We start from the raw sequence: 18,334 nt of genomic DNA, 5'->3' as shown, positions 1-18,334 counted from the left end.
ATATGATTCAGACTCAATCCATGCTCGATGTGGCCGATAACAGCGGCGCTCGCCGTGTTATGTGCATCAAGGTGCTGGGTGGCTCCCATCGTCGTTACGCTGGTATCGGTGACATCATCAAAGTTACCGTGAAGGAAGCAATTCCTCGCGGTAAAGTGAAAAAAGGCCAAGTGATGACTGCTGTTGTAGTCCGCACTCGTCACGGCGTACGTCGTGCTGATGGCTCCATTATCCGCTTTGATGGCAACGCTGCTGTTCTTCTGAACAACAAGCAAGAGCCGATCGGCACCCGTATCTTTGGGCCAGTGACCCGTGAACTTCGTACTGAGAAGTTCATGAAGATCGTCTCGCTCGCCCCAGAAGTGCTGTAAGGAGATCCGACATGCAAAAGATTCGTCGTGACGACGAGATCATCGTGATCGCCGGCAAAGACAAAGGTAAGCGCGGTAAGGTGCTTAAGGTTCTCGCTAATAACCGTCTGGTTATTGGTGGTCTGAACCTGGTTAAGCGTCATACCAAGCCTAACCCGGCGTCGGGCGTACAAGGCGGTATCGTCGAAAAAGAAGCTCCACTGGACGCTTCTAACGTCGCCATTTTCAACGGCGAAACCAACAAGGCTGACCGCGTTGGTTTCAAAGTAGAAGACGGCAAGAAAATTCGTGTCTTCAAGTCGACCCAAAAAGCGGTTGATGCTTGAACACTGCTAGGTAGAAGACCATGGCACGACTAAAAGAGATTTACTGGAAGGAAATCGCACCGAAGCTTAAGGAAGAACTTAAGCTTTCGAACGTGATGGAAGTTCCACGCGTTACAAAAATCACCCTGAACATGGGTCTGGGCGAAGCGGTCGGTGACAAAAAAGTCATCGAGCACGCTGTTGCCGACCTGGAAAAGATCACCGGCCAGAAAGTCGTTGTGACCTACGCTCGGAAATCCATCGCTGGCTTTAAAGTCCGTGAAGGTTGGCCGATCGGCGTCAAAGTGACTCTGCGTCGTGAGCGTATGTACGAGTTCCTGGATCGTCTGCTGTCGATCTCCCTGCCTCGGGTTCGCGACTTCCGTGGCCTGAATGCCAAGTCCTTCGATGGTCGTGGTAACTACAGCATGGGCGTTAAAGAGCAGATCATCTTCCCGGAAATCGACTACGACAAGATCGATGCTCTCCGCGGTCTGGACATTACCCTGACCACCACTGCCAAGAACGATGATGAAGGTCGCGCCCTGTTGCGTGCTTTCAAATTCCCGTTCCGCAACTGATTGGAGTAGGAAAATGGCCAAGATGAGCATGAAAAACCGCGAGCTGAAGCGTCAGCTCACGGTTGCCAAGTACGCCAAAAAGCGTGCAGCACTGAAAGCTATCATCGTTGATCTGAACGCAAGTCCAGAAGCACGTTGGGAAGCTACAGTAGCTCTGCAGAAGCAGCCACGTGACGCAAGCGCCTCGCGCATGCGTAACCGCTGCCGCCTGACCGGTCGTCCACACGGCGTTTACCGCAAGTTCGGCCTTGGCCGTAACAAACTGCGTGAAGCTGCAATGCGTGGTGACGTACCTGGTCTGGTTAAAGCCAGCTGGTAAGCACTATCAAAGTCTCGGTGTTCGGGGTCGCAAGATCCTGACCGCCGGTGACCTTGGACTTGAATCAAGCCCCTTTTGGGGCTTGATTCATTTGTGGGGTGTGTCTAGAATACCCGGCTCGCCTGAGCCCGTGCTTTTTCCGCATGGATGAGCTCGGCGACAAGTAGTAGCCGCAAGGCTAATTTTTTTGTATTAGGAGCGTCTAGCCCATGAGTATGCAGGACCCGTTAGCGGACATGCTAACTCGAATCCGTAATGCCCAGATGGCTGAAAAGTCCGTCGTAAGCATGCCATCTTCTACTTTGAAGGTAGCTGTTGCCAAAGTCCTGAAGGACGAAGGTTACATTGCGGGTTATCAGATCAGCAGCGAAATCAAACCACTGCTGTCCATCGAGCTGAAGTACTTCGAAGGCCGTCCGGTCATCGAAGAAGTGAAGCGCGTTAGCCGTCCAGGCCTGCGTCAGTACAAGTCCGTCGATGATCTGCCAAAAGTTCGTGGCGGTCTCGGTGTGTCTATCGTCTCCACCAACAAAGGTGTGATGACGGATCGTGCTGCGCGCGCTGCCGGTGTCGGCGGCGAAGTTCTTTGCACTGTGTTCTAAGGGGGGATAAGCATGTCACGCGTCGCTAAGAACCCCGTTAAGCTGCCAGCCGGTGTCGAAGTCAAATTCGCAGGTCAACAGCTTTCGGTGAAGGGTGCCAAGGGCACTCTCGAACTGAACATCCATTCGTCCGTTGAGATCGTTGAAGAAGCTGGTGAGCTGCGTTTCGCTGCTCGCAATGGCGATCAACAAACTCGCGCAATGGCTGGTACCACTCGTGCGTTGGTAAACAACATGGTCCAAGGCGTAAGCCAAGGCTTCGAGCGCAAGCTCCAGCTGGTCGGTGTTGGTTACAAAGCGCAAGCAAAAGGCACAGTGCTGAACCTGGCTCTTGGCTTCTCGCACCCAGTGGATTATGAACTGCCGGAAGGCATCACCGCTGAGACTCCTAGCCAGACCGATATCCTGATCAAGGGCATCGATAAGCAGCTGGTAGGTCAAGTGGCCGCCGAGATCCGCGACTTCCGTCCACCAGAGCCGTACAAAGGCAAAGGTGTGCGCTACGCGGACGAAGTCGTCCGTCGTAAAGAAGCCAAGAAGAAGTAGGGCATAGCAAATGACCGACAAAAAAGTTACTCGACTGCGTCGCGCTCGCAAAGCACGCCTGAAAATGCACGAACTCGAAGTCGTGCGTCTCTGCGTGTTCCGCTCGTCGCAGCACATCTACGCCCAGGTCATTTCGGCCGACGGCAACAAAGTTCTGGCAAGTGCCTCGACTTTGGATAAAGAACTGCGTGATGGCGCCACTGGCAACATCGACGCGGCCACTAAGGTTGGCCAGCTGGTCGCTACGCGTGCTAAAGCCGCTGGCGTCTCGCAGGTGGCTTTCGACCGCTCTGGCTTCAAGTATCACGGCCGCGTCAAGGCGCTGGCTGATGCTGCTCGTGAAGCTGGGCTGGAGTTCTAAGTTATGTCAAATAACGACCAAAAGCGCGACGAAGGCTACATCGAGAAGCTGGTTCAAGTTAACCGCGTAGCCAAAACCGTTAAAGGCGGCCGTATCTTCACTTTCACCGCGTTGACCGTGGTTGGTGATGGTAAAGGGCGTGTTGGCTTCGGCCGTGGCAAGTCGCGTGAAGTGCCTGCTGCGATCCAGAAGGCAATGGAAGCTGCTCGCCGCAACATGATCCAAGTTGACCTGAACGGCACCACTCTGCAGTACGCGATGAAGTCCGCTCACGGCGCTTCGAAGGTGTACATGCAGCCTGCTTCTGAAGGTACCGGTATCATCGCTGGCGGCGCTATGCGTGCTGTCCTCGAAGTTGCTGGTGTTCAGAACGTTCTGGCCAAGTGCTACGGCTCGACTAACCCGGTAAACGTGGTTCACGCCACTTTCAAAGGTTTGAAAGCTATGCAGTCTCCTGAATCCATTGCCGCCAAGCGTGGAAAAAGCGTCAAGGAGATCTTCTGATCATGGCTACCGTTAAAGTTACGCTGATCAAAAGCATGACCGGCCGCATCCCTAACCACAAACTGTGCGTTAAGGGTCTGGGTCTGCGTCGCATCGGTCACACTGTAGAAGTACTTGATACTCCCGAGAATCGCGGGATGATCAACAAGGCTTACTACATGCTGCGTGTCGAGGGTTAATCGATGAAACTCAATGATCTGAGTCCAGCGCCGGGTTCCCGTCGCGAAAAGCATCGTCCGGGCCGTGGTATCGGTAGTGGTTTGGGCAAGACCGGTGGCCGTGGCCACAAAGGTCAGTCCTCCCGCTCCGGTGGCACCATTGCTCCAGGCTTTGAAGGCGGTCAACAGCCGCTGCATCGTCGCCTGCCGAAGTTCGGTTTCGTTTCCCTGAAAGCCATGGATCGCGCAGAAGTGCGTTTGTCCGAGCTGGCTAAAGTGGAAGGCGACATCGTCACCGTGCAGTCCCTGAAAGATGCCAACGTGATCAACGTCAACGTACAGCGTGTGAAAATCATGCTGTCCGGCGAAGTTACTCGCGCTGTCACCATCGGAAAGGGAATCGGCGCCACCAAAGGTGCGCGTGCGGCTATCGAAGCAGCTGGCGGCAAGTTCGAGGAATAAATGGCTAAGCAAGGTGCTCTCTCTGCGCTCGGCAAAGGCGGTATGTCTGAACTCTGGGCTCGTCTGCGTTTTCTGTTCCTGGCGATTATCGTCTACCGAATAGGCGCACACATCCCGGTTCCAGGTATCAACCCGGACCGACTCGCGGACCTGTTTCGACAGAATGAGGGGACCATTCTTAGCTTGTTCAACATGTTTTCCGGCGGCGCGCTGGAGCGGATGAGCATCTTTGCACTGGGAATCATGCCGTACATTTCGGCATCGATCATCATGCAGCTGATGACCGCCGTCAGCCCGCAGCTGGAACAGTTGAAGAAGGAAGGTGAAGCTGGGCGTCGCAAGATCGCTCAGTACACCCGCTACGGCACTGTCGTCCTCGCTCTCGTTCAGGCAATTGGCATGTCCATTGGTCTGGCAGGGCAGGGCGTTGCGTTCACTGGTGACTTTGGCTTCCATTTCGTCGCGGTATCCACGTTTGTGGCTGGTGCGATGTTCATGATGTGGCTGGGTGAGCAGATTACTGAGCGTGGTGTTGGCAACGGTATCTCGATGTTGATTTTCGCAGGTATCGTCGCCGGTCTTCCGAGAGCGATCGGGCAGTCTTTCGAGTCTGCGCGTCAGGGTGATATCAACATTTTTGCCTTGGTTGCCATCGGTTTGCTGGCAGTAGCGATTATCGGTTTCGTGGTGTTCATTGAGCGTGGTCAGCGTCGTATTGCTGTTCATTACGCCAAGCGTCAGCAGGGTCGTAAGGTCTTTGCTGCGCAGACTAGCCACTTGCCGTTGAAGGTGAACATGGCCGGTGTTATACCAGCCATTTTCGCGAGCAGCATTTTGCTGTTCCCGGCTTCGTTGGGTACCTGGTTTGGTCAGTCTGAAGGTATGGGCTGGCTGCAGGACATCTCGCAGTCGATCGCTCCTGGTCAGCCGTTGAATATTCTGCTGTTTAGTGCAGGGATTATTTTCTTCTGCTTCTTCTATACGGCGTTGATGTTCAATCCGAAAGACGTAGCGGAAAACCTGAAGAAGTCCGGTGCCTTTATTCCGGGCATCCGTCCAGGTGAGCAGTCTGCGCGCTACATTGATGGCGTTCTGACTCGTTTGACCCTGTTCGGTGCTCTATATATGACGGCCGTGTGCCTGTTGCCCCAGTTCCTGGTGGTTGCAGCAAACGTTCCGTTCTACCTTGGCGGGACCTCGTTGCTGATCGTGGTCGTGGTTGTGATGGACTTCATGTCTCAAGTACAATCGCACCTCGTTTCGCACCAGTACGAATCCCTGATGAAGAAAGCCAACCTGAAGGGTTACGGCAGCGGCATGTTGCGCTGAGTACCCATAAGGTTCGAGGAGTTGGTGATGAAAGTTCGTGCATCGGTGAAAAAGCTGTGCCGTAACTGCAAAATTATTCGCCGCGAAGGTGTTGTTCGAGTAATTTGCAGCGCGGAACCGCGTCACAAACAGCGCCAAGGCTGAGTGTGATTGTGCTTCAAGCCCGGCAGCTAGTGCGCTGCCGGGTTGATTATTTGTTATTACAGCGATATTATCTCGCGCCCTATTTCTTGGCTTCCGGGGCGTAGGTAGCTGTCAATTGGAGTCCCACTGAATGGCCCGTATTGCAGGCGTTAACATTCCAGATAACAAGCATACTGTTATCTCGCTGACCTACATCTATGGTGTTGGTCGCACTACTGCACAGAAGATCTGTGCAGTGACTGGGGTAAACCCAGCCGCAAAGATCAAAGATCTGAGCGACGAGCAGATTGAACAGCTGCGTGGCGAAGTGGCGAAGTTCACCACTGAAGGTGACCTGCGTCGCGAAATCAACATGAAAATCAAGCGTTTGATGGACCTCGGTTGCTATCGCGGTCTGCGTCATCGTCGTGGTCTTCCAGTGCGCGGTCAGCGTACCAAGACTAACGCGCGTACCCGTAAAGGTCCGCGTAAGCCGATCCGCAAGTAATCGCCCCAGCGAATCGACAGGAAATTAATCATGGCTAAACCTGCTGCTCGTCCTCGTAAAAAAGTTAAAAAGACAGTGGTTGATGGCATCGCCCACATCCATGCATCTTTTAACAACACAATCGTGACCATCACCGACCGTCAAGGCAACGCTCTTTCCTGGGCTACCTCCGGTGGTTCGGGTTTCCGCGGTTCCCGCAAGTCCACGCCGTTTGCTGCTCAAGTAGCTGCTGAACGTGCTGGTCAAGCTGCGCTGGAATACGGCCTGAAAAACCTCGACGTTAACGTCAAAGGTCCAGGTCCAGGTCGTGAATCTGCAGTCCGCGCTTTGAACGGCTGTGGCTACAAGATCGCCAGCATCACCGACGTGACGCCAATCCCGCACAACGGGTGCCGTCCGCCGAAGAAGCGCCGCGTGTAATCCAGGAGATTGTAAAGAATGGCTCGTTACATTGGTCCAAAATGCAAACTCGCTCGTCGCGAAGGCACCGATCTCTTCTTGAAGAGCGGCGTGCGCGCGATCGAATCGAAGTGCAACATTGAAGCAGCACCTGGTATCCACGGCCAACGCCGCGGTCGCCAGTCCGATTACGGCACCCAACTGCGTGAAAAGCAGAAGGTCCGTCGTATCTACGGCGTTCTCGAGCGTCAATTCAGCGGCTACTACAAAGAAGCTGCTGGCAAGAAAGGCGCAACTGGCGAAAACCTGTTGCAACTGCTCGAATGCCGTCTGGACAACGTTGTATACCGTATGGGTTTTGGCTCTACTCGTGCCGAATCCCGTCAGCTGGTATCGCACAAATCCGTAAGCGTTAACGGTCAGACCGTAAACGTGCCGTCGTACCAAGTTCGTGCTGGTGACGTGGTCGCGATTCGCGAGAAAGCAAAGAACCAACTTCGCATTGTCCAAGCTCTCGATCTGTGTGCCCAACGTGGCCGCGTAGAATGGGTAGAAGTAGACACTGAGAAGAAGTCGGGCGTTTTCAAGAACGTTCCTGCTCGCAGTGATCTGTCCGCCGACATCAACGAAAGCCTGATTGTCGAGCTCTACTCCAAGTAAGGGCTAGAAAATAGGTGCATCCATGCAGATTTCGGTAAATGAGTTCCTGACACCCCGCCATATTGATGTGCAGGTTGTCAGTCCAACCCGCGCCAAGATCACTCTCGAGCCTCTCGAGCGTGGTTTTGGCCACACCCTGGGCAACGCGCTGCGCCGCATCCTGTTGTCCTCAATGCCCGGCTGCGCAGTAGTCGAGGCCGAGATTGACGGTGTGCTCCATGAGTACAGCGCCATCGAAGGTGTACAGGAAGACGTAATTGAAATCCTGTTGAACCTTAAAGGTCTGGCTATCAAGCTGCACGGCCGTGACGAAGTTACGCTGACCTTGTCGAAGAAGGGTTCGGGGGTGGTTACCGCTGCCGATATTCAGCTGGATCATGATGTCGAGATCGTTAACCCCGATCACGTAATCGCTAACCTGGCGTCTAACGGCGCCCTGAACATGAAGCTCACCGTAGCTCGTGGTCGTGGTTATGAACCGGCAGACTCGCGTCAGAGCGATGAAGACGAAAGCCGCAGCATCGGTCGCTTGCAGCTTGACTCTTCGTTCAGCCCGGTTCGCCGTATCGCATACGTGGTGGAAAACGCCCGTGTCGAACAGCGTACTAACCTGGACAAGCTGGTTATTGATCTGGAAACCAACGGTACTCTGGATCCTGAAGAGGCAATTCGCCGCGCTGCAACCATTCTGCAACAGCAGTTGGCTGCGTTCGTCGACCTCAAAGGTGACAGTGAGCCAGTGGTTGTCGAGCAGGAAGACGAGATCGATCCGATCCTGCTTCGCCCGGTTGACGATCTGGAACTGACTGTACGTTCGGCTAACTGCCTTAAGGCGGAAAACATCTACTACATCGGTGACCTGATTCAGCGTACCGAAGTAGAGCTGTTGAAGACTCCGAACCTTGGCAAGAAATCCTTGACTGAAATCAAGGACGTTCTGGCCTCCCGCGGTCTGTCCCTCGGCATGCGCCTCGACAACTGGCCGCCTGCAAGTCTTAAGAAGGACGACAAGGCGACTGCCTGATCGTCGTAATCACCGAACGTTGTGTTTGGTAAGGAATGAACCATGCGTCATCGTAAAAGTGGTCGTCACCTGAGCCGCACTAGCTCGCACCGCAAGGCCATGTTTCAAAACATGGCAGTGTCGCTGTTCGAGCACGAGCTGATCAAAACTACACTGCCGAAAGCTAAAGAACTGCGTCGCGTTGCTGAGCCGCTGATCACCTTGGCCAAGACAGACAGCCTGGCTAACCGCCGTCTGGCTTTCGACCGCACTCGTTCGAAAGCTATCGTTGGTAAGCTCTTCAACGACCTGGGCAAGCGTTACGCTACCCGTGAGGGTGGCTACCTGCGCATCCTCAAGTGCGGTTTCCGCACTGGCGACAACGCGCCTATGGCGTACGTCGAGTTGGTTGATCGTCCTGCCGGTGGTGAAGCTGTATCCGCTGAGTAAGACGTCAGTCTGAAACGAAGAGCCGGGCCTAGTGCCCGGTTTTTTGTGCGCGCTCGAAAAGTATCGAAAAGCCTAAGCGATAAAGCCTCATTAGTATTTATCTATCGATTCTCACAATTTAATGAATTTGATGGTGCCATGTTGATGGTCAATACTCCCTCTCAGCCGATTAGCCGGCAGTAGGAAAGACTGACAGAGGAAGACATTGCATGAGCCAAAATAAAACACTTACCACCGCCAGTGGCGCTCCTGTCGCTGATAACCAGAATTCCCGTTCCGCCGGCCCTCGTGGCCCGCTGCTGCTCGACGACTTTCACCTGATCGAGAAGCTTGCCCACTTCAACCGTGAAAACATCCCAGAGCGCCGTGTACACGCCAAAGGTTCGGGTGCTTACGGTACGTTCACCGTAACTCGGGACATCACCGAGTACACAAGCGCCAAACTGTTTGAATCTGTCGGCAAGCAAACCCCAACCTTCCTGCGGTTTTCCACCGTGGGCGGCGAGCGCGGTTCTGCTGATACTGAGCGTGATCCACGTGGTTTCGCCCTGAAGTTCTATACCGAAGAAGGTAACTGGGACATCGTCGGCAACAACACGCCAGTGTTCTTCATCCGCGATCCTTTGAAATTCCCGGACTTTATTCACACCCAAAAACGTCTGCCACAAAGCAATCTGAAAAGCGCGCAAATGATGTGGGACTTCTGGTCGCACTCACCTGAGGCGTTGCACCAGGTCACTATTTTGTTCTCGGACCGCGGCATCGCCGATGGCTACCGTCACATGCACGGCTTCGGCAGTCACACCTACAGCCTGATCAACGCCAATGGCGAGCGCCACTGGGTGAAGTGGCACTACAAAACCAAGCAAGGGATTAAAAACCTGGCGCCAGCAGAAGCAGCACGCCTGGCCGGTACCGATCCGGATTACGCACAGCGTGATCTGTTCGGCGCGATTGAGCGCGGTGATTTCCCGAAATGGCGCGTGTGCATCCAGATCATGACGGAGGCACAGGCCGCGGCGCACTACGAGAACCCGTTTGACGTGACCAAAACCTGGTCGCAGAAAGAGTTTCCGCTGATCGAAGTTGGCGAACTGGAGCTTAACCGCAACCCACAGAACTATTTTGCTGAAGTCGAGCAAGCGGCGTTCGGGCCGAGCAACATGGTCCCGGGTGTCGGTTTGTCGCCTGACCGCATGCTGCAAGGGCGAGTGTTCGCTTACGCAGATGCTCACCGCTACCGCATTGGCACCAACCACCAGCAATTGCCGGTGAACGCGCCTCGCGGCCCGGTAAACAGCTATCAGCGCGACGGTTCGATGGCGTTTGGCAGCAATGGCGGTGCAACACCTAACTACGAGCCGAACAGCTACATCGAATCGCCGAAACAAGCGCCTCGCTATGCAGAGCCCGCGCTGGTTCTAAGCGGGGCGGCTGATCGTTACGATCATCGCGAAGATACCGACTATTACAGCCACGCCGGTGCGCTGTTCCGTCTGATGAGTGATGAGCAGAAAGCCCTGCTGGTCAACAACATTGCCGGCGCCATGGGCGGCGTCTCCGGCGACGTGATTGATCGTCAATTACAGCATTTCTTCAGGGCCGACTCGGCGTACGGAGAAGCAATCGCAGCGGCGTTGGGCGTACAGCTTAACGAAGTCTAAACGAGAAGCAGAACCGCCCTCATCTGGGCGGTTTTTGCGTTATTTAAACCACTTTTCTCAGAATATCTTCGCTTTTATCGCGCAAGCAGAGTGACCAAACAGTCTGCTTGGTTCAAACTACAGACTTTCAAGCAGGGAGATGTAGGGCGATGCAAGGCCACCCAGACGTAATCGATTACCTCAACACGTTGCTGACCGGCGAACTGGCGGCGCGTGATCAATATTTCGTCCATTCGCGGATGTATGAGGACTGGGGTTTCACCAAGCTCTACGAACGTATCAACCACGAGATGGAAGAAGAAGCCGGGCACGCTGATGCCCTGATGCGCCGAATTCTGATGCTCGAAGGTACGCCGCGCATGCGCCCGGACGACCTTGATGTCGGCACTACCGTGCCGGACATGCTTGCCGCTGACCTGCGACTTGAATACAAAGTCCGCGCCGCGCTCTGCAAGGGTATAAAGCTCTGCGAACAGCACAAGGACTATGTCAGTCGCGAGATGCTGCGGGTTCAATTGCATGACACCGAAGAAGACCACACCTACTGGCTTGAAAAGCAGATGGGTCTGATCAAGTTGATCGGTCTCGAGAACTACCTGCAATCTCACGCCTGATTGCACCGATACAAAAAGCCCCTGTCGCTGAGCAAGTGACAGGGGCTTTTTTGTGCGCTGGATTCAGGCCCGATCGCGCTCCAGCAGCGGTTTGAGGTAGAAGCCGGTATGAGACTGTTTCATCTCCGACACTTCTTCCGGCGTACCGACGGCAATGATCTGACCGCCCTTTGAACCGCCTTCCGGCCCCAGGTCCACCAGCCAGTCGGCTGTTTTGATTACATCAAGGTTGTGTTCGATCACCACCACAGTGTTGCCGTGGTCGCGCAATCGATGCAATACGTCGAGCAACTGCTGAATATCAGCGAAGTGCAGGCCAGTTGTCGGCTCATCGAGGATATACAGCGTCTTGCCGGTATCGCGCTTGGACAGTTCGCGGGACAGCTTCACCCGCTGGGCTTCACCACCCGACAGCGTGGTCGCTGACTGCCCAAGCTTGATGTACGACAGGCCGACATCCATCAACGTCTGAAGCTTGCGCGCCAGGGCCGGAACCGCATCGAAGAACACTCGCGCCTCCTCGATCGTCATCTCGAGGGTTTCGTGGATGTTCTTGCCCTTGTACTTGATCTCCAGAGTCTCGCGGTTGTAGCGCTTGCTCTTGCAGACGTCGCACGGGACATAGATATCCGGCAGGAAGTGCATTTCTACCTTGATCAGGCCATCGCCCTGACAAGCTTCGCAACGTCCGCCCTTTACGTTGAAGGAGAAGCGTCCAGGACCATAACCGCGGGAGCGGGACTCCGGCACACCGGCGAACAGTTCGCGAATCGGTGTGAACAGTCCGGTGTACGTCGCCGGGTTTGAGCGTGGCGTGCGTCCGATCGGACTCTGATCGATGTCGACAACCTTATCCAGATGCTCCAGACCTTTAATGCTGTCGTGAGCAGCCGCTTCAAGCGTCGTTGCACCATTGAGTGCCGTGGCGCTCAAAGGAAACAGCGTGTTGTTGATCAGTGTCGACTTGCCCGAGCCAGACACGCCGGTGACGCAAGTCAGCAGGCCGATTGGAATGTCCAGGTCGACATTGCGCAAGTTGTTGCCGCGAGCGCCCTTGAGGGACAGCGACAGCTTCTTGTTCCTCGGTGTGCGTTTGGCCGGGACTGCAATTTTTACCCGGCCCGACAAGTACTTGCCGGTCAACGAGTCTGGATGAGCCATGACCTCGGCCGGCGTACCTTCGGCGACAATGTGTCCGCCGTGTACACCTGCGCCCGGACCGATATCCACCACGTAGTCAGCCAGGCGAATCGCATCTTCATCGTGCTCGACCACGATCACCGTGTTGCCGATATCCCGCAAGTGCTTGAGCGTACCGAGCAACCGATCGTTGTCTCGCTGGTGCAGGCCAATCGATGGTTCGTCGAGAATGTACAGAACGCCAACCAGGCCTGCGCCAATCTGGCTGGCCAGACGGATACGCTGCGCTTCACCACCGGACAACGTGTCCGCACTGCGATCCAGCGACAAATAGTCCAGGCCAACGTTGACCAGGAACTGCAGTCGCTCGCGAATTTCCTTGAGAATCTTGTCGGCAATTTCACCGCGACGGCCAGTAAGTTTTAGAACACCGAAGTACTCACAGGCATCGCCAATCGGCAGATTGGTCACTGCCGGCAGCGTCTTCTCGCCCACCCATACATGCCGAGCCTCACGCCGCAGGCGAGTACCGCGGCAATCCGGGCAAGGCTGGGTGCTGAGGAACTTGGCTAGCTCTTCACGCACCGAGGCGGACTCGGTTTCACGGTAGCGACGTTCCAGATTAGGCACGATGCCTTCGAACGGGTGCGAACGTTTGACGATGTCGCCACGGTCGTTCAGGTATTTGAAGTCGACGTTCTGCGAACCGCTGCCGTGCAGGATGAACTTCTGCTGATCGGCCGGCAGTTCGTTGAACGGCACTTCCAGGCTGAACTTGTAGTGCGAAGCCAACGACCCGAGCATCTGGAAGTAATAGACGTTGCGCCGGTCCCAGCCACGAATCGCGCCTTCCGCGAGCGTCAGTTCGCCATTGACCAATCGCTTGATGTCGAAGAACTGCTTAACACCCAGACCATCGCAAGTCGGGCAAGCGCCGGCCGGGTTGTTGAAGGAGAACAGCTTGGGTTCCAGCTCGCTGATGGCATGACCGCAGATCGGGCAGGCGAAGCGCGCGGAGAAGATGATTTCTTCGCCGGGCTCGTCGTCCATCGGCGCGACCAGGGCAATGCCGTCCGCGAGCTTCAAAGCGGTCTCGAACGACTCGGCCAGGCGCTGTTGCAGGTCGGCGCGCACCTTGAAGCGGTCGACCACCACATCGATCGAGTGCTTCTTCTGCTTATCCAGCTTCGGCAATTCGTCCAGCTCGCAGAGCCGTCCGTTGACCCGAGCCCGCACAAAGCCTTGGGCGCGCAGTTCTTCGAAGACCGAAAGGTGTTCGCCTTTACGCTCGCGGATCACCGGTGCCAGCAGCATAAGCTTGCTGCCCTCCGGTTGGGCGAGGACCAGGTCGACCATCTGGCTGACAGTCTGGGCTTCCAGCGGAATGTCGTGATCCGGGCAACGCGGAATACCCACGCGAGCGTAAAGCAGGCGCAGGTAATCGTAGATTTCGGTGATGGTGCCGACCGTCGAACGCGGGTTGTGCGAGGTCGATTTCTGCTCGATGGAAATGGCTGGCGACAAACCTTCGATGGTGTCGACGTCAGGTTTTTCCATCATCGACAAAAATTGCCGCGCGTAGGCCGACAGCGATTCGACGTAGCGGCGCTGGCCTTCGGCGTACAGCGTGTCGAATGCCAGGGATGATTTTCCGGAGCCGGACAGGCCGGTGATGACGATCAGTTTGTCCCGTGGCAGGGTCAGGTCGATGTTCTTCAGGTTGTGGGTTCGGGCCCCACGAATCAGGATCTTGTCCAAAGTGGCCTCGCTCGGCGGGCGTCGAAAACGTAGGAGTATACGGCCAAATACTGGATGGATGCACACTATCGAATGAGCGGGTTGCAGCCTTACATGAAGAGTCTGTCAGCAGAGCGCGTCAAAGCGTCGCGATATACCCCGTCAATCGATGGGACTGGTAGAATCGCCGCCGGTTCACATGAGGTTTTTCCATGCACGATCCCCACAGCGAACGCATGAGTGGCAGTGAGACCCGCGCAGCAAGCGGTCTGGCCCTGGTGTTCGCCTTCCGTATGCTTGGCATGTTCATGGTGTTGCCGGTACTGGCGACCTATGGGATGGATCTGGCAGGAGCGACCCCGGCCCTTATCGGGCTGGCGATTGGCGCTTACGGCCTGACCCAGGCGATCTTTCAAATTCCTTTCGGCTTCATTTCCGACCGCATCGGTCGCCGTCCGGTGATTTACCTGGGGCTGATCGTCTTTGCCCTCGGTAGCGTGCTGGCGGCCAATGCCGACTCGATCTGGGGCGTGATCGCCGGACGAATCCTGCAAGGCGCCGGGGCGATTTCCGCGGCGGTGATGGCGTTGCTGTCAGACCTGACCCGCGAACAGCATCGGACCAAAGCCATGGCCATGATCGGCATGACGATCGGTCTGTCGTTCGCTGTCGCGATGGTTGTAGGACCGTTGTTGACCCGCGCCTTTGGTCTGTCCGGGTTGTTCCTCGCCACGGGCGGCATGGCGCTGTTCGGCATCGTAATCGTGATGTTCATGGTGCCGCGCTCGACCGGGCCGTTGCAGCACCGAGAATCCGGCGTTGCGCGCCAGGCACTGATACCGACGCTCAAGCATCCAGACTTACTGCGTCTGGACCTGGGCATTTTTGTGTTGCACGCGATGTTGATGTCGAGCTTCGTTGCATTGCCGCTGGCGCTGGTCGAAAAAGCCGGGCTGCCCAAAGAGCAGCACTGGTGGGTGTACCTGATCGCGCTGCTGATTTCCTTCTTCGCCATGATCCCGTTCATTATCTACGGCGAGAAGAAACGCAAAATGAAACGAGTTTTACTCGGCGCCGTCGCGACGCTGATGCTCACTGAGCTATTCTTCTGGCAGTTCGGCGATAGCTTGCGAGCTCTGGTGATCGGGACGGTGGTGTTCTTTACCGCGTTCAACTTGCTGGAAGCTTCGTTGCCATCGCTGATCAGCAAGGTTTCACCGGCAGGCGGCAAGGGCACGGCGATGGGGGTTTATTCCACCAGCCAGTTCCTCGGTTCGGCACTGGGCGGCATCCTCGGCGGCTGGCTGTTTCAGCATGGCGGTCTGTCGGTTGTGTTCCTTGGATGCGCCGGTCTGGCTGCCCTCTGGCTGGCCTTTGCTGTTACCATGCGCGAACCTCCCTACGTGACGAGCCTGCGCTTGCCGTTGTCGCCCGAGGCGATCCGCGAAGCGGGTCTGGTCGAGCGCCTGAAGGCCGTCGTAGGGGTAACAGATGCAGTGATCGTCGAAGATGAAGCGGCGATTTACATCAAATTGGACACAGAACTATTGGATCGCACCACCCTTGAACGCCTGGTGAACAACCCGGCCGGGGCAGCGTGCGTAGCCTAGGAGAACGTTATGGCCCGTGGGGTTAACAAAGTCATACTGGTCGGCACTTGCGGCCAGGATCCCGAAGTTCGCTACTTGCCTAACGGTAACGCCGTGACCAACCTGAGTCTGGCGACCAGCGAACAGTGGACCGACAAGCAAACCGGTCAGAAAGTCGAGAAGACCGAATGGCACCGTGTGTCGATGTTCGGCAAGGTTGCCGAAATCGCCGGCGAGTACCTGCGTAAAGGTTCGCAGGTCTACATCGAAGGCAAGCTGCAGACCCGCGAGTGGGAAAAAGACGGTATCAAGCGTTACACCACTGAAATCGTGGTCGACATGCAAGGCACCATGCAACTGCTGGGCGGCCGTCCACAACAGGGCGACCAACAAGGCGGGGGCAACAACTACCAGCAGTCCGCCCCGGCCCCACGCCAACAGGCCCCGCGTCCGCAGCAGTCGGCACCGCAACAGTCGCGCCAGGCACCAGCTCCACAGCAGGCCGCTCCGCAGCCGGCTCCGGATTTCGACAGCTTTGATGACGATATCCCGTTCTAAAAAGCAGCTATCCAGTCAGTAACAAAAAAGCGAAGCCATCTGGCTTCGCTTTTTTGTTGGCGCTATTAACTCGATAACGCGGTCACATTGGCCCGTGCCGAGTGCAGTTTCTTGTAGCTATCGATCAACCGCAGGTGCCTGTCGAGCCCCTCCAGTTTCAAGCTGGTCGGCGTCAAGCCATGGAAACGCACGCTGCCGTCCACCGATCCGATCGCGGCATCCGTGCGCTCGTTGCCAAACATCCGGCGGAAATTGGCCTCGTAGTCTTCCAGTTCCAGGTCTTCGTCCAGCTTCATCTCCAGCACCACATTGACGGCTTGGTAGAACAAGCCGCGCTCAACCGTGTTGTCGTTGTACTGCAGGAACATCTCCACTGCCTCTTTCGCCTCTTCAAATTGCTGCAAGGCGAGATAAATCAGCAGCTTCAACTCCAGGATCGTCAGCTGACCCCAGGCCGTATTGTCGTCAAATTCGATGCCGATCAGGGAGGTGATGTCGGTGTAGTCATCCAGCTCACTTTCCACCAGGCGCTCAACCAGCGCTTGCAGTTCGTCGTCGTCCAGGCGATGCAGGTTCAGGATATCGGCGCGGAAGAAAAGCGCTTTGTTGGTGTTATCCCAGATCAGGTCGTCCACGGGATAGATTTCCGAATAGTCCGGCACCAGGATGCGGCATGCCGTCGCGCCGATATGCTCGTAGACCGCCATGTACACTTCCTTGCCCATGCCTTCGAGAATGCCGAACAAGGTCGCGGCTTCTTCGGCATTCGAGTTTTCACCCTGGCCGGAGAAGTCCCACTCCACGAATTCGTAATCGGACTTGGAGCTGAAGAAGCGCCACGACACCACGCCGCTGGAATCGATGAAGTGCTCGACGAAGTTATTCGGCTCGGTCACCGCATGGCCTTCAAACGTCGGCTGGGGCAAGTCGTTGAGGCCTTCGAAGCTGCGGCCCTGGAGCAGTTCGGTCAGGCTGCGCTCCAGCGCCACTTCCAGGCTCGGGTGCGCGCCGAACGAGGCGAACACACCGCCGGTACGCGGGTTCATCAACGTGACGCACATCACCGGGAATTCACCGCCCAGGGATGCATCCTTCACCAATACGGGGAACCCTTGCTCTTCCAGCGCCTGAATACCGGCCAGTATCCCGGGGTACTTCGCCAGCACATCGGCGGGCACATCCGGCAGTGCAAATTCACCTTCGATGATTTCGCGTTTTACCGCACGCTCGAAGATCTCCGACAGGCATTGCACCTGGGCTTCGGCCAGCGTGTTGCCGGCACTCATGCCGTTGCTCAGGAACAGGTTTTCAATCAGGTTGGACGGGAAATACACCACTTCGCCGTCCGACTGGCGCACGTATGGCAGCGAGCAGATGCCGCGCTCTTCATTGCCCGAGTTGGTGTCGATCAGGTGGGAGCCACGCAACTCGCCGTCGCGGTTGTAAATCTTCAGGCAGTACGCGTCGAGGATTTCGGCCGGCAGTTCATCTTTACGGCCAGGCTTGAACCAGCGTTCGTCCGGGTAATGCACAAACGGCGCGTTGGCGATCTCTTCGCCCCAGAACTGATCGTTGTAGAAGAAGTTGCAGTTGAGTCGCTCGATAAACTCGCCCAACGCCGACGCCAGCGCGCCTTCCTTGGTTGCGCCCTTGCCGTTGGTAAAACACATCGGCGAGTGCGCATCGCGGATATGCAGCGACCACACGTTGGGAACGATATTGCGCCACGAGGCGATTTCAATCTTCATGCCCAGGTCCGCCAGAATGGCCGACATATTGGCAATGGTCTGCTCCAGCGGCAGATCCTTGCCCGCAATATACGTGCTCGCCTCTGAGGTAGAAGCAGGCATCAGCAACGCTTGGGCATCGGCGTCGAGGTTTTCCACCTCTTCGATCACAAACTCAGGCCCGGCCTGGACCACTTTTTTCACGGTACACCGGTCGATGGAACGCAGGATGCCCTGGCGGTCCTTGTCGGAAATATCCGCCGGCAACTCGACCTGGATCTTGAAAATCTGGTTGTAGCGGTTTTCCGGATCAACAATGTTGTTCTGCGAAAGGCGGATGTTTTCGGTGGGAATACTGCGAGTGTCGCAGTACAGCTTCACGAAATAAGCCGCACACAGCGCCGACGAAGCCAGGAAGTAGTCGAACGGACCCGGTGCCGAGCCATCGCCCTTGTAGCGGATAGGTTGATCGGCCACCACCGTGAAGTCGTCGAACTTGGCTTCAAGTCGAAGGTTGTCGAGAAAGTTGACCTTGATTTCCATGGGGGATTACCAGAATAACGGCTAGACGATTTGGCCGCCATTATCCGGCATTTCAGCTATAAGTCTTGCGGGCATCGTACT

23 protein-coding genes are annotated in these 18,334 nt (G+C 56.1%); 21 read left to right on the top strand and 2 right to left on the bottom strand.

Going from position 1 to position 18,334, the window contains the following annotated elements; translation table 11 throughout:
- Positions 1-2: 2 nt before the first annotated feature.
- The 19 genes from rplN (at position 3) to bfr (ending at position 10,959) form a co-directional block, all read left to right on the top strand.
- A complete protein-coding gene (rplN, locus tag QFW87_RS26440; RefSeq protein WP_002555479.1) occupies positions 3-371 on the top strand; it encodes a 50S ribosomal protein L14 in 369 nt (122 codons plus the stop codon).
- An 11-nt stretch (positions 372-382) separates the two neighbouring features.
- On the top strand, positions 383-697 hold the full coding sequence (rplX, locus tag QFW87_RS26435; RefSeq protein WP_008145498.1) for a 50S ribosomal protein L24: 315 nt from the start codon (positions 383-385) through the stop codon (positions 695-697).
- 20 nt (positions 698-717) lie between these two features.
- A complete protein-coding gene (gene rplE, locus QFW87_RS26430; RefSeq protein WP_003176415.1) occupies positions 718-1,257 on the top strand; it encodes a 50S ribosomal protein L5 in 540 nt (179 codons plus the stop codon).
- 13 nt (positions 1,258-1,270) lie between these two features.
- Positions 1,271-1,576, top strand: coding sequence for a 30S ribosomal protein S14 (gene rpsN, locus QFW87_RS26425; RefSeq protein ID WP_003176414.1), 306 nt, complete (start codon positions 1,271-1,273; stop codon positions 1,574-1,576).
- A 209-nt stretch (positions 1,577-1,785) separates the two neighbouring features.
- Positions 1,786-2,178, top strand: coding sequence for a 30S ribosomal protein S8 (gene rpsH, locus QFW87_RS26420; RefSeq protein WP_003186040.1), 393 nt, complete (start codon positions 1,786-1,788; stop codon positions 2,176-2,178).
- 12 nt (positions 2,179-2,190) lie between these two features.
- On the top strand, positions 2,191-2,724 hold the full coding sequence (gene rplF / locus QFW87_RS26415; RefSeq protein WP_003176412.1) for a 50S ribosomal protein L6: 534 nt from the start codon (positions 2,191-2,193) through the stop codon (positions 2,722-2,724).
- A gap of 10 nt (positions 2,725-2,734) precedes the next feature.
- On the top strand, positions 2,735-3,085 hold the full coding sequence (gene rplR, locus QFW87_RS26410; RefSeq protein WP_003186037.1) for a 50S ribosomal protein L18: 351 nt from the start codon (positions 2,735-2,737) through the stop codon (positions 3,083-3,085).
- Between the two features lie 3 nt (positions 3,086-3,088).
- Positions 3,089-3,589: a 30S ribosomal protein S5 gene (rpsE, locus tag QFW87_RS26405; RefSeq protein ID WP_003186035.1), complete on the top strand. Its 501-nt coding sequence runs from the start codon at positions 3,089-3,091 to the stop codon at positions 3,587-3,589.
- A 2-nt stretch (positions 3,590-3,591) separates the two neighbouring features.
- Complete coding sequence (gene rpmD, locus QFW87_RS26400; protein ID WP_003186033.1) at positions 3,592-3,768, top strand: 50S ribosomal protein L30; 177 nt, start codon at positions 3,592-3,594, stop codon at positions 3,766-3,768.
- A 3-nt stretch (positions 3,769-3,771) separates the two neighbouring features.
- Positions 3,772-4,209 (top strand): 50S ribosomal protein L15, encoded by a 438-nt coding sequence (gene rplO, locus QFW87_RS26395; RefSeq protein ID WP_007896782.1) that lies wholly within the window; start codon positions 3,772-3,774, stop codon positions 4,207-4,209.
- Complete coding sequence (secY, locus tag QFW87_RS26390) at positions 4,210-5,538, top strand: preprotein translocase subunit SecY (protein WP_007896784.1); 1,329 nt, start codon at positions 4,210-4,212, stop codon at positions 5,536-5,538.
- 27 nt (positions 5,539-5,565) lie between these two features.
- Positions 5,566-5,682 carry a 50S ribosomal protein L36 gene (rpmJ, locus tag QFW87_RS26385; RefSeq protein WP_002555468.1) on the top strand — a complete coding sequence of 39 codons (117 nt, stop codon included), beginning with the start codon at positions 5,566-5,568 and terminating at the stop codon, positions 5,680-5,682.
- 130 nt (positions 5,683-5,812) lie between these two features.
- Positions 5,813-6,169, top strand: a complete 357-nt coding sequence (rpsM, locus tag QFW87_RS26380; protein ID WP_003186020.1) for a 30S ribosomal protein S13 — start codon at positions 5,813-5,815, stop codon at positions 6,167-6,169.
- Positions 6,170-6,199: 30 nt separating this feature from the next.
- Positions 6,200-6,589, top strand: a complete 390-nt coding sequence (gene rpsK, locus QFW87_RS26375; RefSeq protein ID WP_002555466.1) for a 30S ribosomal protein S11 — start codon at positions 6,200-6,202, stop codon at positions 6,587-6,589.
- Between the two features lie 18 nt (positions 6,590-6,607).
- The gene (rpsD, locus tag QFW87_RS26370) at positions 6,608-7,228 is read left to right on the top strand and encodes a 30S ribosomal protein S4 (protein WP_003210056.1); all 621 of its coding nucleotides are present in this window, start codon (positions 6,608-6,610) and stop codon (positions 7,226-7,228) included.
- A 22-nt stretch (positions 7,229-7,250) separates the two neighbouring features.
- A complete protein-coding gene (gene rpoA, locus QFW87_RS26365) occupies positions 7,251-8,252 on the top strand; it encodes a DNA-directed RNA polymerase subunit alpha (RefSeq protein WP_003186012.1) in 1,002 nt (333 codons plus the stop codon).
- 42 nt (positions 8,253-8,294) lie between these two features.
- The gene (gene rplQ / locus QFW87_RS26360) at positions 8,295-8,681 is read left to right on the top strand and encodes a 50S ribosomal protein L17 (RefSeq protein ID WP_008145500.1); all 387 of its coding nucleotides are present in this window, start codon (positions 8,295-8,297) and stop codon (positions 8,679-8,681) included.
- A gap of 209 nt (positions 8,682-8,890) precedes the next feature.
- On the top strand, positions 8,891-10,345 hold the full coding sequence (locus tag QFW87_RS26355; protein ID WP_283189239.1) for a catalase: 1,455 nt from the start codon (positions 8,891-8,893) through the stop codon (positions 10,343-10,345).
- Positions 10,346-10,494: 149 nt separating this feature from the next.
- A complete protein-coding gene (gene bfr / locus QFW87_RS26350; RefSeq protein WP_007943775.1) occupies positions 10,495-10,959 on the top strand; it encodes a bacterioferritin in 465 nt (154 codons plus the stop codon).
- 63 nt (positions 10,960-11,022) lie between these two features.
- Here the strand turns inward: bfr and uvrA are convergent, their stop codons facing one another.
- Positions 11,023-13,857: an excinuclease ABC subunit UvrA gene (gene uvrA, locus QFW87_RS26345; RefSeq protein WP_283181871.1), complete on the bottom strand. Its 2,835-nt coding sequence runs from the start codon at positions 13,855-13,857 to the stop codon at positions 11,023-11,025.
- Between the two features lie 191 nt (positions 13,858-14,048).
- Between uvrA and QFW87_RS26340 the strand changes: the two genes are divergently transcribed.
- Positions 14,049-15,446, top strand: coding sequence for an MFS transporter (locus tag QFW87_RS26340; RefSeq protein ID WP_095131472.1), 1,398 nt, complete (start codon positions 14,049-14,051; stop codon positions 15,444-15,446).
- 9 nt (positions 15,447-15,455) lie between these two features.
- Positions 15,456-15,983 carry a single-stranded DNA-binding protein gene (locus QFW87_RS26335; protein ID WP_016969466.1) on the top strand — a complete coding sequence of 176 codons (528 nt, stop codon included), beginning with the start codon at positions 15,456-15,458 and terminating at the stop codon, positions 15,981-15,983.
- 65 nt (positions 15,984-16,048) lie between these two features.
- On the opposite strand, the gene QFW87_RS26330 is transcribed toward QFW87_RS26335, so the two are convergent.
- Positions 16,049-18,253, bottom strand: a complete 2,205-nt coding sequence (locus tag QFW87_RS26330; protein WP_129440772.1) for an OsmC domain/YcaO domain-containing protein — start codon at positions 18,251-18,253, stop codon at positions 16,049-16,051.
- Positions 18,254-18,334: the final 81 nt, after the last annotated feature.

This window comes from Pseudomonas sp. PMCC200344, assembly GCF_030053095.1.
GTDB lineage: Bacteria > Pseudomonadota > Gammaproteobacteria > Pseudomonadales > Pseudomonadaceae > Aquipseudomonas > Aquipseudomonas svalbardensis.
The sequence above is the reverse complement of the archived record's forward strand: the minus strand, read 5'-3'. Positions and strand labels throughout refer to the sequence as shown.

Bases quoted from the DNA above. Each gene is read 5' to 3' on its own strand.
- rpsE (WP_003186035.1), top strand. From the start codon at position 3,089: ATGTCAAATAACGACCAAAAGCGCGACGAAGGCTACATCGAGAAGCTG.
- rpsH (WP_003186040.1), top strand. From the start codon at position 1,786: ATGAGTATGCAGGACCCGTTAGCGGACATGCTAACTCGAATCCGTAAT.
- QFW87_RS26330 (WP_129440772.1), bottom strand. From the start codon at position 18,253: ATGGAAATCAAGGTCAACTTTCTCGACAACCTTCGACTTGAAGCCAAG.
- rpmD (WP_003186033.1), top strand. From the start codon at position 3,592: ATGGCTACCGTTAAAGTTACGCTGATCAAAAGCATGACCGGCCGCATC.
- rplN (WP_002555479.1), top strand. From the start codon at position 3: ATGATTCAGACTCAATCCATGCTCGATGTGGCCGATAACAGCGGCGCT.
- rpsM (WP_003186020.1), top strand. From the start codon at position 5,813: ATGGCCCGTATTGCAGGCGTTAACATTCCAGATAACAAGCATACTGTT.
- secY (WP_007896784.1), top strand. From the start codon at position 4,210: ATGGCTAAGCAAGGTGCTCTCTCTGCGCTCGGCAAAGGCGGTATGTCT.
- rplF (WP_003176412.1), top strand. From the start codon at position 2,191: ATGTCACGCGTCGCTAAGAACCCCGTTAAGCTGCCAGCCGGTGTCGAA.
- rpsN (WP_003176414.1), top strand. From the start codon at position 1,271: ATGGCCAAGATGAGCATGAAAAACCGCGAGCTGAAGCGTCAGCTCACG.
- rpmJ (WP_002555468.1), top strand. From the start codon at position 5,566: ATGAAAGTTCGTGCATCGGTGAAAAAGCTGTGCCGTAACTGCAAAATT.
- rplX (WP_008145498.1), top strand. From the start codon at position 383: ATGCAAAAGATTCGTCGTGACGACGAGATCATCGTGATCGCCGGCAAA.
- rpsD (WP_003210056.1), top strand. From the start codon at position 6,608: ATGGCTCGTTACATTGGTCCAAAATGCAAACTCGCTCGTCGCGAAGGC.
- QFW87_RS26335 (WP_016969466.1), top strand. From the start codon at position 15,456: ATGGCCCGTGGGGTTAACAAAGTCATACTGGTCGGCACTTGCGGCCAG.
- rpoA (WP_003186012.1), top strand. From the start codon at position 7,251: ATGCAGATTTCGGTAAATGAGTTCCTGACACCCCGCCATATTGATGTG.
- rplE (WP_003176415.1), top strand. From the start codon at position 718: ATGGCACGACTAAAAGAGATTTACTGGAAGGAAATCGCACCGAAGCTT.
- rplR (WP_003186037.1), top strand. From the start codon at position 2,735: ATGACCGACAAAAAAGTTACTCGACTGCGTCGCGCTCGCAAAGCACGC.
- QFW87_RS26355 (WP_283189239.1), top strand. From the start codon at position 8,891: ATGAGCCAAAATAAAACACTTACCACCGCCAGTGGCGCTCCTGTCGCT.
- rplQ (WP_008145500.1), top strand. From the start codon at position 8,295: ATGCGTCATCGTAAAAGTGGTCGTCACCTGAGCCGCACTAGCTCGCAC.
- QFW87_RS26340 (WP_095131472.1), top strand. From the start codon at position 14,049: ATGCACGATCCCCACAGCGAACGCATGAGTGGCAGTGAGACCCGCGCA.
- bfr (WP_007943775.1), top strand. From the start codon at position 10,495: ATGCAAGGCCACCCAGACGTAATCGATTACCTCAACACGTTGCTGACC.
- rplO (WP_007896782.1), top strand. From the start codon at position 3,772: ATGAAACTCAATGATCTGAGTCCAGCGCCGGGTTCCCGTCGCGAAAAG.
- rpsK (WP_002555466.1), top strand. From the start codon at position 6,200: ATGGCTAAACCTGCTGCTCGTCCTCGTAAAAAAGTTAAAAAGACAGTG.